Origin of the sequence: Micromonospora sp. NPDC000207 (genome assembly GCF_040300925.1) — a bacterium.
Taxonomy (GTDB): Bacteria; Actinomycetota; Actinomycetes; order Mycobacteriales; family Micromonosporaceae; genus Micromonospora.
The window spans coordinates 1-13865 of sequence record NZ_JBEPEQ010000131.1; the positions used below are offsets into that span (position 1 = coordinate 1).

10 protein-coding genes are annotated in these 13865 nt (G+C 71.3%); 4 read left to right on the forward strand and 6 right to left on the reverse strand.

Going from position 1 to position 13865, the window contains the following annotated elements:
* The 4 genes from ABT336_RS23940 to ABT336_RS23955 all read left to right on the forward strand — a co-directional run.
* A partial coding sequence (locus ABT336_RS23940) for a type I polyketide synthase (RefSeq protein ID WP_350899276.1) occupies positions 1-3131 on the forward strand: 3131 nt, incomplete at its 5' end.
* Positions 3128-4204, forward strand: a complete 1077-nt coding sequence (locus tag ABT336_RS23945) for a cytochrome P450 (protein ID WP_350899278.1) — start codon at positions 3128-3130, stop codon at positions 4202-4204. The genes ABT336_RS23940 and ABT336_RS23945, both read left to right, overlap by 4 nt.
* A 10-nt stretch (positions 4205-4214) precedes the next feature.
* Positions 4215-5486, forward strand: coding sequence for an activator-dependent family glycosyltransferase (locus tag ABT336_RS23950; protein WP_350899280.1), 1272 nt, complete (start codon positions 4215-4217; stop codon positions 5484-5486).
* Positions 5483-6454: an aldo/keto reductase gene (locus ABT336_RS23955; protein ID WP_350899282.1), complete on the forward strand. Its 972-nt coding sequence runs from the start codon at positions 5483-5485 to the stop codon at positions 6452-6454. The genes ABT336_RS23950 and ABT336_RS23955 overlap by 4 nt, the downstream gene beginning before the upstream one ends.
* Before the next feature lie 68 nt (positions 6455-6522).
* Here ABT336_RS23955 and ABT336_RS23960 read toward each other — a convergent pair whose 3' ends face one another.
* The 6 genes from ABT336_RS23960 to rlmN form a co-directional block, all read right to left on the reverse strand.
* Positions 6523-7266 (reverse strand): thioesterase II family protein, encoded by a 744-nt coding sequence (locus ABT336_RS23960; RefSeq protein ID WP_350899284.1) that lies wholly within the window; start codon positions 7264-7266, stop codon positions 6523-6525.
* 7 nt (positions 7267-7273) lie between these two features.
* The gene (gene eryF / locus ABT336_RS23965; protein ID WP_350899286.1) at positions 7274-8488 is read right to left on the reverse strand and encodes a 6-deoxyerythronolide B hydroxylase; all 1215 of its coding nucleotides are present in this window, start codon (positions 8486-8488) and stop codon (positions 7274-7276) included.
* Entirely contained in the window at positions 8485-9717 is a 1233-nt protein-coding gene (locus ABT336_RS23970; protein WP_350899288.1) for a class I SAM-dependent methyltransferase, read from the reverse strand. The genes eryF and ABT336_RS23970 overlap by 4 nt, the downstream gene beginning before the upstream one ends.
* Before the next feature lie 379 nt (positions 9718-10096).
* Entirely contained in the window at positions 10097-11080 is a 984-nt protein-coding gene (rfbB, locus tag ABT336_RS23975; RefSeq protein WP_350899290.1) for a dTDP-glucose 4,6-dehydratase, read from the reverse strand.
* Positions 11077-12141, reverse strand: coding sequence for a glucose-1-phosphate thymidylyltransferase (locus ABT336_RS23980; RefSeq protein WP_350899292.1), 1065 nt, complete (start codon positions 12139-12141; stop codon positions 11077-11079). Before ABT336_RS23980 ends, rfbB begins: the two co-directional genes overlap by 4 nt.
* Before the next feature lie 354 nt (positions 12142-12495).
* A complete protein-coding gene (gene rlmN / locus ABT336_RS23985) occupies positions 12496-13632 on the reverse strand; it encodes a 23S rRNA (adenine(2503)-C(2))-methyltransferase RlmN (protein WP_350899294.1) in 1137 nt (378 codons plus the stop codon).
* Positions 13633-13865 lie beyond the last annotated feature (233 nt).

Genomic DNA, 13865 nt, shown 5'->3' on the forward strand with positions numbered 1-13865 from the left:
GGGCGCGGGCGTTGCGGGCGTTGGCCGGCCACGGCGGCATGGTCTCCCTCGCGGTCTCCGCCGAACGCGCCCGGGAGCTGATCGCACCCTGGTCCGACCGGATCTCGGTGGCGGCGGTCAACTCCCCGACCTCGGTGGTGGTCTCGGGTGACCCACAGGCCCTCGCCGCCCTCGTCGCCCACTGCGCCGAGACCGGTGAGCGGGCCAAGACGCTGCCTGTGGACTACGCCTCCCACTCCGCCCACGTCGAACAGATCCGCGACACGATCCTCACCGACCTGGCCGACGTCACGGCGCGCCGACCCGACGTCGCCCTCTACTCCACGCTGCACGGCGCCCGGGGCGCCGGCACGGACATGGACGCCCGGTACTGGTACGACAACCTGCGCTCACCGGTGCGCTTCGACGAGGCCGTCGAGGCCGCCGTCGCCGACGGCTACCGGGTCTTCGTCGAGATGAGCCCACACCCGGTCCTCACCGCCGCGGTGCAGGAGATCGACGACGAGACGGTGGCCATCGGCTCGCTGCACCGGGACACCGGCGAGCGGCACCTGGTCGCCGAACTCGCCCGGGCCCACGTGCACGGCGTACCAGTGGACTGGCGGGCGATCCTCCCCGCCACCCACCCGGTTCCCCTGCCGAACTACCCGTTCGAGGCGACCCGGTACTGGCTCGCCCCGACGGCGGCCGACCAGGTCGCCGACCACCGCTACCGCGTCGACTGGCGGCCCCTGGCCACCACCCCGGCGGAGCTGTCCGGCAGCTACCTCGTCTTCGGCGACGCCCCGGAGACCCTCGGCCACAGCGTCGAGAAGGCCGGCGGGCTCCTCGTCCCGGTGGCCGCTCCCGACCGGGAGTCCCTCGCGGTCGCCCTGGACGAGGCGGCCGGACGACTCGCCGGTGTGCTCTCCTTCGCCGCCGACACCGCCACCCACCTGGCCCGGCACCGACTCCTCGGCGAGGCCGACGTCGAGGCCCCACTCTGGCTGGTCACCAGCGGCGGCGTCGCACTCGACGACCACGACCCGATCGACTGCGACCAGGCAATGGTGTGGGGGATCGGACGGGTGATGGGTCTGGAGACCCCGCACCGGTGGGGCGGCCTGGTGGACGTGACCGTCGAACCCACCGCCGAGGACGGGGTGGTCTTCGCCGCCCTCCTGGCCGCCGACGACCACGAGGACCAGGTGGCGCTGCGCGACGGCATCCGCCACGGCCGACGGCTCGTCCGCGCCCCGCTGACCACCCGAAACGCCAGGTGGACACCGGCGGGCACGGCGCTCGTCACGGGCGGTACGGGTGCCCTCGGCGGCCACGTCGCGCGGTACCTGGCCCGGTCCGGGGTGACCGATCTCGTCCTGCTCAGCAGGAGCGGCCCCGACGCACCCGGTGCCGCCGAACTGGCCGCCGAACTGGCCGACCTCGGGGCCGAGCCGAGAGTCGAGGCGTGCGACGTCACCGACGGGCCACGCCTGCGCGCCCTGGTGCAGGAGCTACGGGAACAGGACCGGCCGGTCCGGATCGTCGTCCACACCGCAGGGGTGCCCGACTCCCGTCCCCTCGACCGGATCGACGAACTGGAGTCGGTCAGCGCCGCGAAGGTGACCGGGGCGCGGCTGCTCGACGAGCTCTGCCCGGACGCCGACACCTTCGTCCTGTTCTCCTCGGGGGCGGGAGTGTGGGGTAGCGCGAACCTGGGCGCGTACGCGGCAGCCAACGCCTACCTGGACGCCCTGGCCCACCGCCGCCGCCAGGCGGGCCGGGCCGCGACCTCGGTCGCCTGGGGGGCGTGGGCCGGCGACGGCATGGCCACCGGCGACCTCGACGGGCTGACCCGGCGCGGTCTGCGGGCGATGGCACCGGACCGGGCGCTGCGCGCCCTGCACCAGGCGTTGGACAACGACGACACCTGTGTGTCGGTAGCCGACGTCGACTGGGACCGCTTCGCCGTGGGTTTCACCGCCGCCCGGCCCAGACCCCTGATCGACGAACTCGTCACCTCCGCGCCGGTGGCCGCCCCCACCGCTGCGGCGGCCCCGGTCCCGGCGATGACCGCCGACCAGCTACTCCAGTTCACGCGCTCGCACGTGGCCGCGATCCTCGGTCACCAGGACCCGGACGCGGTCGGGTTGGACCAGCCCTTCACCGAGCTGGGCTTCGACTCGCTCACCGCCGTCGGCCTGCGCAACCAGCTCCAGCAGGCCACCGGGCGGACGCTGCCCGCCGCCCTGGTGTTCCAGCACCCCACGGTACGCAGACTCGCCGACCACCTCGCGCAGCAGCTCGACGTCGGCACCGCCCCGGTCGAGGCGACGGGCAGCGTCCTGCGGGACGGCTACCGGCGGGCCGGGCAGACCGGCGACGTCCGGTCGTACCTGGACCTGCTGGCGAACCTGTCGGAGTTCCGGGAGCGGTTCACCGACGCGGCGAGCCTGGGCGGACAGCTGGAACTCGTCGACCTGGCCGACGGATCCGGCCCGGTCACTGTGATCTGTTGCGCGGGCACTGCGGCGCTCTCCGGGCCGCACGAGTTCGCCCGACTCGCCTCGGCGCTGCGCGGCACCGTGCCGGTGCGCGCCCTCGCGCAACCCGGGTACGAGGCGGGTGAACCGGTGCCGGCGTCGATGGAGGCAGTGCTCGGGGTGCAGGCGGACGCGGTCCTCGCGGCACAGGGCGACACGCCGTTCGTGCTGGTCGGACACTCGGCGGGGGCCCTGATGGCGTACGCCCTGGCGACCGAGCTGGCCGACCGGGGCCACCCGCCACGTGGCGTCGTGCTCCTCGACGTGTACCCACCCGGTCACCAGGAGGCGGTGCACGCCTGGCTCGGCGAGCTGACCGCCGCCCTGTTCGACCACGAGACCGTACGGATGGACGACACCCGGCTCACGGCCCTGGGGGCGTACGACAGGCTGACCGGCAGGTGGCGTCCGAGGGACACCGGTCTGCCCACGCTGGTGGTGGCCGCCAGCGAGCCGATGGGGGAGTGGCCGGACGACGGTTGGCAGTCCACGTGGCCGTTCGGGCACGACAGGGTCACGGTGCCCGGTGACCACTTCTCGATGGTGCAGGAGCACGCCGACGCGATCGCGCGGCACATCGACGCCTGGTTGAGCGGGGAGAGGGCATGAACACGACCGATCGCGCCGTGCTGGGCCGACGACTCCAGATGATCCGGGGACTGTACTGGGGTTACGGCAGCAACGGAGACCCGTACCCGATGCTGTTGTGCGGGCACGACGACGACCCGCACCGCTGGTACCGGGGGCTGGGCGGATCCGGGGTCCGGCGCAGCCGTACCGAGACGTGGGTGGTGACCGACCACGCCACCGCCGTGCGGGTGCTCGACGACCCGACCTTCACCCGGGCCACCGGCCGGACGCCGGAGTGGATGCGGGCCGCGGGCGCCCCGGCCTCGACCTGGGCGCAGCCGTTCCGTGACGTGCACGCCGCGTCCTGGGACGCCGAACTGCCCGACCCGCAGGAGGTGGAGGACCGGCTGACGGGTCTCCTGCCTGCCCCGGGGACCCGCCTGGACCTGGTCCGCGACCTCGCCTGGCCGATGGCGTCGCGGGGGGTCGGCGCGGACGACCCCGACGTGCTGCGCGCCGCGTGGGACGCCCGGGTCGGCCTCGACGCCCAGCTCACCCCGCAGCCCCTGGCGGTGACCGAGGCGGCGATCGCCGCGGTGCCCGGGGACCCGCACCGGCGGGCGCTGTTCACCGCCGTCGAGATGACAGCCACCGCGTTCGTCGACGCGGTGCTGGCGGTGACCGCCACGGCGGGGGCGGCCCAGCGTCTCGCCGACGACCCCGACGTCGCCGCCCGTCTCGTCGCGGAGGTGCTGCGCCTGCATCCGACGGCGCACCTGGAACGGCGTACCGCCGGCACCGAGACGGTGGTGGGCGAGCACACGGTCGCGGCGGGCGACGAGGTCGTCGTGGTGGTCGCCGCCGCCAACCGTGACGCGGGGGTCTTCGCCGACCCGGACCGCCTCGACCCGGACCGGGCCGACGCCGACCGGGCCCTGTCCGCCCAGCGCGGTCACCCCGGCCGGTTGGAGGAGCTGGTGGTGGTCCTGACCACCGCCGCACTGCGCAGCGTCGCCAAGGCGCTGCCCGGTCTCACCGCCGGTGGCCCGGTCGTCAGGCGACGTCGTTCACCGGTCCTGCGAGCCACCGCCCACTGCCCGGTCGAACTCTGAGGTGCCTGCGATGCGCGTCGTCTTCTCCTCCATGGCCAGCAAGAGCCACCTGTTCGGTCTCGTTCCCCTCGCCTGGGCCTTCCGCGCGGCGGGCCACGAGGTACGGGTCGTCGCCTCACCGGCTCTCACCGACGACATCACGGCGGCCGGACTGACGGCCGTACCGGTCGGCACCGACGTCGACCTTGTCGACTTCATGACCCACGCCGGGTACGACATCATCGACTACGTCCGCAGCCTGGACTTCAGCGAGCGGGACCCGGCCACCTCCACCTGGGACCACCTGCTCGGCATGCAGACCGTCCTCACCCCGACCTTCTACGCCCTGATGAGCCCGGACTCGCTGGTCGAGGGCATGATCTCCTTCTGTCGGTCGTGGCGACCCGACCTGGTCGTCTGGGAGCCGCAGACCTTCGCCGCGTCGATCGCGGCGACGGTGACCGGCGTGGCCCACGCCCGACTCCTGTGGGGACCCGACATCACGGTACGGGCCCGGCAGAAGTTCCTCGGGCTGCTGCCCGGACAGCCCGCCGCCCACCGGGAGGACCCCCTCGCCGAGTGGCTCACCTGGTCTGTGGAGAGGTTCGGCGGCCGGGTGCCGCAGGACGTCGAGGAGCTGGTGGTCGGGCAGTGGACGATCGACCCCGCCCCGGTCGGGATGCGCCTCGACACCGGGCTGAGGACGGTGGGCATGCGCTACGTCGACTACAACGGCCCGTCGGTGGTGCCGGACTGGCTGCACGACGAGCCGACCCGCCGACGGGTCTGCCTCACCCTGGGCATCTCCAGCCGGGAGAACAGCATCGGGCAGGTCTCCGTCGACGACCTGTTGGGTGCGCTCGGTGACGTCGACGCCGAGATCATCGCGACAGTGGACGAGCAGCAGCTCGAAGGCGTCGCCCACGTCCCGGCCAACATCCGTACGGTCGGGTTCGTCCCGATGCACGCACTGCTGCCGACCTGCGCGGCGACGGTGCACCACGGCGGTCCCGGCAGCTGGCACACCGCCGCCATCCACGGCGTGCCGCAGGTGATCCTGCCCGACGGCTGGGACACCGGGGTCCGCGCCCAGCGGACCGAGGACCAGGGGGCGGGCATCGCCCTGCCGGTGCCCGAGCTGACCTCCGACCAGCTCCGCGAGGCGGTGCGGCGGGTCCTGGACGATCCCGCCTTCACCGCCGGTGCGGCGCGGATGCGGGCCGACATGCTCGCCGAGCCGTCCCCCGCCGAGGTCGTCGACGTCTGTGCGGGGCTGGTCGGGGAACGGACCGCCGTCGGATGAGCACCGACGCCACCCACGTCCGGCTCGGCCGGTGCGCCCTGCTGACCAGCCGGCTCTGGCTGGGTACGGCAGCCCTCGCCGGCCAGGACGACGCCGACGCAGTACGCCTGCTCGACCACGCCCGTTCCCGGGGCGTCAACTGCCTCGACACCGCCGACGACGACTCTGCGTCGACCAGTGCCCAGGTCGCCGAGGAGTCGGTCGGCCGGTGGTTGGCCGGGGACACCGGTCGGCGGGAGGAGACCGTCCTGTCGGTGACGGTGGGTGTCCCACCGGGCGGGCAGGTCGGCGGGGGCGGCCTCTCCGCCCGGCAGATCATCGCCTCCTGTGAGGGCTCCCTGCGGCGTCTCGGTGTCGACCACGTCGACGTCCTTCACCTGCCCCGGGTGGACCGGGTGGAGCCGTGGGACGAGGTCTGGCAGGCGGTGGACGCCCTCGTGGCCGCCGGAAAGGTCTGTTACGTCGGGTCGTCGGGCTTCCCCGGATGGCACATCGTCGCCGCCCAGGAGCACGCCGTCCGCCGTCACCGCCTCGGCCTGGTGTCCCACCAGTGTCGGTACGACCTGACGTCGCGCCATCCCGAACTGGAGGTCCTGCCCGCCGCGCAGGCGTACGGGCTCGGGGTCTTCGCCAGGCCGACCCGCCTCGGCGGTCTGCTCGGCGGCGACGGTCCGGGCGCCGCAGCCGCACGGGCGTCGGGACAGCCGACGGCACTGCGCTCGGCGGTGGAGGCGTACGAGGTGTTCTGCAGAGACCTCGGCGAGCACCCCGCCGAGGTCGCACTGGCGTGGGTGCTGTCCCGGCCCGGTGTGGCGGGGGCGGTCGTCGGTGCGCGGACGCCCGGACGGCTCGACTCCGCGCTCCGCGCCTGCGGCGTCGCCCTCGGCGCGACGGAACTCACCGCCCTGGACGGGATCTTCCCCGGGGTCGCCGCAGCAGGGGCGGCCCCGGAGGCGTGGCTACGGTGAGAGCCCGCCCCTGACCTGCGGGAACCCGTGTCGGTGCGGCGGGACGGCCGCCGCGGTCCCCGCCCCGGTCAGCCGGTGGGGGTGAGCCGCAGCAGGTCCCGGCGCACCGACTCGGCCACCTCCCCGACGTGGTCGGCGAGGTAGAAGTGCCCGCCCGGGAAGGTCCGGGTACGGCCGGGGACTACCGAGTACGGCAGCCAGCGTTGGGCGTCCTCCACCGTCGTCAACGGGTCGGTGTCACCGCAGAGGGTGGTGATGCCGGCCCGCAGCGGCGGCCCGGCCTGCCAGGCGTAGGAGCGCAGCACCCGGTGGTCGGCCCGCAGCACCGGCAGCGACATGTCCAACAGCCCCTGGTCGGCCAATGCGGCCTCGCTGACCCCGAGCCTGCGCATCTGCTCGACGAGTCCGTCCTCGTCGGGCAGGTCGGTGCGCCGCTCGTGGACCCGGGGGGCGGTCTGCCCGGAGACGAACAACCGCAGCGGTCGCACCCCCGGACGAGCCTCCAGGCGACGGGCGGTCTCGTAGGCGACCAGGGCGCCCATGCTGTGACCGAACAGGGCGAACGGAACCTCGCCGACGAGGTCGCGCAGCACGGCCGCGACCTCGTCGGCGATCTCCCCGGCGGTGCCGAGAGCCCGCTCGTCACGTCGGTCCTGCCGGCCCGGGTACTGCACCGCCCACACGTCGACCTCCGGGGCCAGTGCCCGGGCGAGGTCGAGGTACGAGTCGGCGGCGGCTCCCGCGTGCGGGAAGCAGTACAGCCGGGCCCGGTGTCCGTCGGCGGACCCGAACCGCCGCAACCAGGTGTTCATCGGTGTCTCATCCGTTCGGTCGCACCGGCAGGTGGTCGATGCCGCGCAGCAGGAGCGACCGCCGCCAGACAACCTCGTCGGAGGGGAAGCCCAGCGACAGCTTCGGGAAGCGGTCGAACAGGGCCCCCAGGGCGACCTCTCCCTCCAGCTTGGCCAGCGGGCGGCCCATGCAGTAGTGGATGCCGTGCCCGAAGGTGAGGTGTCCCCGGCTGTCCCTGGTGACGTCGAACCGGTCGGGGTCGGGGAACTGTCCCGGGTCGCGGTTGGCCGCCCCGTTGGCGATCAGGACGGTGCTGTACGCCGGGATCGTCACCCCGCCGATCTCCACCTCGGCGGTGGCGAACCGGGTGGTGGTCTCCGGTGGGGCCTGGTAGCGCAGGATCTCCTCCACCGCTCCGGGCAGCAGTGCCGGGTCCTTCCGGACCAGCGCGAGCTGGTCGGGGTGGGTCAGCAGCAGGTAGGTGCCGATCCCGATGAGGCTCACCGACGCCTCGAATCCCGCCAGCAGCAGCACCAGCGCGATGGAGGTGAGTTCGTCGCGGCTGAGCCGGTCGGCGTCGTCGTCCTGGACCCGGATCAGGGCCGAGAGCAGGTCGTTGCCGGGCTCGGTACGGCGGCGCTCGACCAGGTCGATGATGAAGGTGACGACCTCCTGGGCGGCCTGGCCGCGCTGCGCGGCGCGCTCGGGTTCCATGACGAGGATCTCCGAGCTCCACCGGCCGAAGTCGCCCCGGTCCTTCTCGTCCACCCCGAGCAGTTCGCAGATCACCTTGATGGGCAGGGGATGGGCGAACCGGTCGACGATGTCGACCTCGTCGACGTCGCCGATCTCGTCGAGCAGTTGCGCGGTGATCGCCTCGACCCGGGGACGCATGGCCTCCACCCGGCGGGCGGTGAACTCCTGGGAGACCAGCTTGCGCAGCCGGGTGTGGGTGGGCGGGTCGCTGGTGCCCATGTTGTTGACGAAGTAGTGCCGTACGTCCTCGGGGAAGCCCAGGTAGGCGGGGAACTCCACCTCCACCCCCGGGTACTTCTTCTTCGGGTCGCTGCTCAACCGCAGGTCGCCCAGGGCGGTACGGGCCTCCTCGTAGCCGGTGATCAGCCAGGCGTCCTGGCCGAAGAAGCGCACCGGGGTCACCGGGGCCCGTTCGCGCAGCTCCGCATAGGTCCGGTACCAGTCGACGTGGAAGGCGTCGCTCTCCAGATCGGGCAGTTTCATCACACCACTTCCAGGTGGGGGAGGGGGAAGACGAGCTTGCCGCCGTTGGCGAGGAACTCCTGTTCCCGTTCGAGGAAGCCGTCGCGGTAGATCCAGGGCAGGACGAGGAGCTGGTCGGGGCGGCGGGACTTCGCCTCCTCCTCCGACACGATCGGGATCCCGGTGCCCGGGGTGTACCGGCCGGACTTCTCCGGGCTGACCTCCCCGATGCAGGGCAGGTCGTCCTCGGTGAGTCCGCAGTACTGCAGGATCACGTTGCCCTTCGTCGAGGCGCCGTACCCCAGGGTCAGTTTGCCGGCGGCGCGCGACGTGGCGAGGAAGTCCAGCAGGTGGTCGCGTTGGCGCTCGGTGTTGCGGGCGAATGCCTCGTAGGGCGCCAGGGTGTCGAGCCGGGCGGCGGTCTCCTGGTCCCGGATCTTCTGCAGCGCCGGCTCGTTCACCCGGTGGTCGCTGGTCTGCCGGGCCAGCACGGCACAGAGGCTTCCGCCGTACACGTCGGTGATCTCGGCGTCGACCACCTTCAGCCCGGTGCGTTCGGCCATCCACTCGATCTGCCGCAGGGCGTAGTACTCAAGGTGTTCGTGGCAGACGATGTCGTAGGCGCTGGCCTCCAGCATGGAGGGCAGGTAGCTCTGCTCCATCAGCCACAGGCCGTCGGGGGCGAGGATGTCGTGGACGTCGCGCATGAACTCCGTCGGCGCGGGCAGGTCGTAGAACATCGCGATGGAGGTGACGATCGCGGCGCGCCGGTCCCCGTAGCGCTCGGTGAACGCCTCGGCGGAGAAGAAGCCGGCGACGAGGTCGGCCTCCGGTGGGTACAGGTCGCGGAACTTCTCTCCCACCAGGTCGAACCCGACCAGCTTCGGCGGGTCGGGGAGGTAGCCCCGCAGCAGGGTGGAGTCGTTGCTGCCGATGTCGACCACGAGGTCGTCGGGGCCGACCTCGCGCATGCCGCGCAGCTTGGCGACCTTGTCGTGCAGGTGGTTGATCATGAAGGGGCGGATGCCGGACCGGTAGCCGTAACCCTCGTTGTACATCAGTCCGAAGTCGGGCGTCTCGCGCAGCTGGACCAGTCCGCAGCCGGGCGGCGCGCAGGTCACCAGTTCCAGCGGAAACGTGGGGACGACGTCGTCTGGGCTGTGCGGGAAGACCCCGGTGAGGGCCTGTTCTCCCAGATGCAGTACTGATTCGAGATCTTCATTTCCGCAGATACGGCATCTCGTTTCGGGCATCGCCTGAGTGTAGCGATCAAAAACTGATATCGATTGATGCGTGAGCCAGATCACACGGAATTTCCGGCCTGTGGTGCGGGTGCAGGAATGTGTCGGTGCGCGGGATGCGTCCGCATCTCGGGCGGCGTCCACCGACCCCCTGCGTCGGGGTCACGAACCGCTCTCCACCTGCACAGATGCTTCGCCTGCCGACCTGCCGTGCCAAGGTTCGCGAGGTGCCTGCGGGGTCGATGGCCCGCCGAATACGGGGCATCATTGATGGTCAAGCGACTATGTATCGAGCTGGGGAGGTAATTGCGTCGGGGTGGAGTCCGACGTCAGTCGAGAATGCCGTTCGCCGACCACCGGTGGTCGCCGCTCGGCTGTCGGTGCCGGTCCCTCACACCATCGCCCGGGCGCGTAACGCCTCCCACCAGGGTCGGTTGTCGCGGTACCAGCGGACGGTGTCGGCGAGCCCCGCACGGAAGTCGACCCGGGGGGTGTACCCCAACTCGCGTCGGGCCTTCGAGCAGTCGAGTGAGTAGCGCCGGTCGTGGCCCTTGCGGTCCGAGACGTGCCGCACCCGGTCCCAGCCGGCGTCGCAGGCGGCGAGCAGCAGACCGGTCAGTTCCCGGTTGGACAGCTCCGTGCCCCCGCCGATGTGGTAGATCTCCCCGGCCCGGCCCCGCGTACGGGCCAACTCGATCCCGTGGACGTGGTCGTCGACGTGCAGCCAGTCCCGTACGTTGCCACCGTCGCCGTAGAGCGGCACCGTCTCCCCGTCGAGGAGTCGGGTGATGAAAAGGGGGATGAGCTTCTCCGGGAAGTGGTACGGCCCGTACGTGTTGGAGCCCCGGGTCACCCGGACGTCGAGACCGTGCGTGTGGTGGTACGACAGGGCGACGAGATCACCACCCGCCTTCGACGCCGAGTACGGGGAACTGGGCTTGAGCGGGTGCGTCTCCGGCCACGAGCCGTGCTCGATGGAGCCGTACACCTCGTCGGTCGAGACGTGGACGAACGTCTCGACGCCCTGCTGGTGAGCCGCCTCGATCAGGGTCTGGGTGCCGAGCACGTTGGTACGGACGAACGCCGCCCCGCCGTCGATCGACCTGTCGACGTGGGACTCGGCGGCGAAGTGGACCACCTGGTCGTGCTCGCGGGCCAGCGCGGTCACCGTCGCGGCGTCGCAGATGTCACCCTGGACGAACGTGTACCTCGGGTGGTCGCGCAGGCCCGCCAGGTTCTCCGGGTTACCGGCGTAGGTGAGGGCGTCCAGGACCGTGACCCGTACGTCGGTCGGCCCGTCCGGGCCGAGCAGGGTACGGACGTAGTGCGAACCGATGAATCCGGCACCGCCGGTGACCAGGAGTCGAGTCGTCATGACGAGATCTGCACCTTGCTGTGATCGCCGAGCACGAACCGGTGGGCGGCGGGGTTGCGCGGCGCGGGGGTGACCTCCACGCCACGTCCGATCAGTGACGCCTCGACCCGGCGGACGCCGGTGAGTGCCGAGTCCCGCAACACGATCGAGTACTCGATCTCGGTGTCCTCGATCCGGCAGCACTCGCCGATCGCTGTGAACGGCCCGACGTAGGAGTCGACGACCTCCGTCGAGGCGCCGATGACCGCCGGGCCGACGATACGGCTTCCGCTGATCCGCGCGCCCCGATCGATCCGTACCCGGCCGATGATCTCGCTGGTGGCGTCGACCGTACCGGCCACCCGGGTCTCGATGGTCTCCAGCACGGAACGGTTCACCTCCAGCATGTCGGTCACGTTGCCGGTGTCCTTCCAGTATCCGGAGATGATCGTCGACCGGACGTCGCACTCGCGGTCGATGAGCCACTGGATGGCGTGAGTGATCTCCAGTTCCCCCCGCTCGGACGGGGTGATGACCCGTACCGCCTCGTGGACCACCGGCGTGAACAGGTAGACCCCGACCAGGGCGAGGTCGCTCTTGGCGTGCTGTGGCTTCTCCTCCAGGCTGACCACCCGGCCGTCGACGAGTTCGGCGACCCCGAAGTGCCGGGGGTCCGCCACGTGGGTCAGCAGGATGTGCGCGTCGGGGCGGGCCTGCCGGAAGTCGTCGACCAGGTCGCGGATCCCGCCGACGATGAAGTTGTCGCCCAGGTACATGACGAAGTCGTCGTCACCGAGGTAGTCGCGGGCGATCAGGACGGCGTGGGCGAGGCCCAGCGGCGCGTGCTGGCGGATGTAGGTCACTGAGATGCCGAACTCCGAGCCGTCCCCCACGGCGGCCATGATCTCGTCGGCGGTGTCACCCACGATGATGCCGACGTCGCGGATGCCGGACTCAGCGATGGCCTCCAGCCCGTAGAAGAGCACCGGCTTGTTGGCCACCGGCACCAACTGCTTGGCGGACGTGTGCGTGATGGGTCGTAGGCGGGTACCCGCTCCGCCCGACAGGACAAGCGCCTTCATGTGACCCCCCGGGGCACCAGAGATGAGCCGTCCACTGTCGGAACCAGGTTGGCGGCGACGGCTACAGGACAGGTCGAGCCTCGGCTGAGGGACCACCCGCACCAGAGGGGGAGGCGTGCGGCGGCGCTACGCGCCGCGTGGGGGTGGGCCGGGTAGGGACGTGCCGGGTGGGGACGTGCAGCGGCCCGGCGTGCGGACGACCCGGCGGCCGGGCACCCGGCATCCCCAGGAACTGCGGCGGCGGGCCGGGGTGGCGGCGCGATGCGGCACGGGGGCGTCCGGCGGTCCGGGCGAGCGCGACACCACGTCGTACGCGGTCGCGGCTGGTGGGTGGTGGCCGGGGGCCTTGTCGCCCTACTTCTTGTCGCGGCGACCGGTGGCGAGGATCCGCTCCCGCCGGGGCGGGACGACGTCGGCGGTCGACGTCTCGTCCGGCCCGGCCGGGTCGGTGGTGTCCTTCTTGGCCAGCTGCTGGAGGCGGAGCTGACCGCAGGCGGCTTCGATGTCCTGGCCCTGGGTGTCCCGGACGGTGACGTTGACCCCGGCGGAGTCCAACTCGCGCCGGACGGTGCTCAGTCGCCGGTCACTGACCCGCTGGAAGAGCGGACCGCCCAGGACCGGATTCCACCGCATCAGGTTGATCCGAGCCGGTCGACCTGCGAAGAACTGGATCAGACGGGTGACGTCGTCGTCGGAGTCGTTCACATTGGGAAGCAGGAGGTAAACGAAGGTGACGATCCGACCGTGCCGCTCCGCCCACGACAACGCACCCTCGACGACCTCGTTGATGTCGTGATTGCGTGATCCCGGGATCAGTTCGGTCCGCGACTCCTGCGTGGTCGCGTGCAGGGAAATGGTCAGATTGATCTTGATGTGCTCTTCACGCAGGCGCTTCAGCGACTTCGGGATACCGATCGTGGAGATGGTGATCCCACTGGTCTTGAAGCCGAGCCCGCGCCGTTCGCGGAGAATGCGAATGGAGCCCATGACGTTGTCGTAGTTGTGCAGGGGCTCGCCGATGCCCATGAACACGAGCCTGTTGACGCCGGGCCCGAGCGCCAGCACCTGCTGCACGATCTCGCCCGGTAGCAGGTGTCGCTTGAGGCCGTCGCGGCCCGACGCGCAGAACTGGCACGCGAAGGCGCACCCCGCCTGAGACGAGACGCAGGCGGTGTAGCCGTCGTGGCGACGGATCCGCACCGTCTCGATGAAATTGCCGTCGACCAGCTCGAACAGGAACTTTGTCGTCTGGCTTCCCCTGGTGCGACTGCGCTCGGCGAGGGTCGACGAGAGGTCGTCGAGTTGCCCGTAGTGCTTCAGCGTGTGGGCCGAGTCTTTGCGCTGCCGATAAAGCTTGTCGAAGATGTCGGCTGCTTGCCGTTCGCCGCCGACGCGCTCCGCGAGCTCGGAGAACGACAGGTCGAAGACCGACGGCGCGACGGGTCGTCGTCGCCGAATGGGTAGACCCACGACCTGGGGCGAAGCTGACATAGTCACCACCCTATCACGGTGCAAGAGACGTCAATTCGTCAAGTGACCACAGAGGAGCCTGACGATGGACGATGCTCTCGTGTCTTCGCCATATAGCCGTTGAGCTGCCAATTCACGAACGCGCAGCGGGCGCCGGCCACAAGGCCGGCGCCCGCTGAGCGGTAGGGTGGGGGAGCCCCCGACACCCCCCCGCAGTTGCAGCGGCCGGGCGCCCCCCGGGGAAACGGACAGCG

What these genes read in the sequence shown, in the direction of transcription:
- ABT336_RS23980 (WP_350899292.1), bottom strand. Translation starts at nt 12,141, where the DNA reads ATGAAGGCGCTTGTCCTGTCGGGCGGAGCGGGTACCCGCCTACGACCC.
- ABT336_RS23955 (WP_350899282.1), top strand. Translation starts at nt 5,483, where the DNA reads ATGAGCACCGACGCCACCCACGTCCGGCTCGGCCGGTGCGCCCTGCTG.
- ABT336_RS23945 (WP_350899278.1), top strand. Translation starts at nt 3,128, where the DNA reads ATGAACACGACCGATCGCGCCGTGCTGGGCCGACGACTCCAGATGATC.
- ABT336_RS23950 (WP_350899280.1), top strand. Translation starts at nt 4,215, where the DNA reads ATGCGCGTCGTCTTCTCCTCCATGGCCAGCAAGAGCCACCTGTTCGGT.
- ABT336_RS23960 (WP_350899284.1), bottom strand. Translation starts at nt 7,266, where the DNA reads ATGAACACCTGGTTGCGGCGGTTCGGGTCCGCCGACGGACACCGGGCC.
- ABT336_RS23970 (WP_350899288.1), bottom strand. Translation starts at nt 9,717, where the DNA reads ATGCCCGAAACGAGATGCCGTATCTGCGGAAATGAAGATCTCGAATCA.
- rfbB (WP_350899290.1), bottom strand. Translation starts at nt 11,080, where the DNA reads ATGACGACTCGACTCCTGGTCACCGGCGGTGCCGGATTCATCGGTTCG.
- rlmN (WP_350899294.1), bottom strand. Translation starts at nt 13,632, where the DNA reads ATGTCAGCTTCGCCCCAGGTCGTGGGTCTACCCATTCGGCGACGACGA.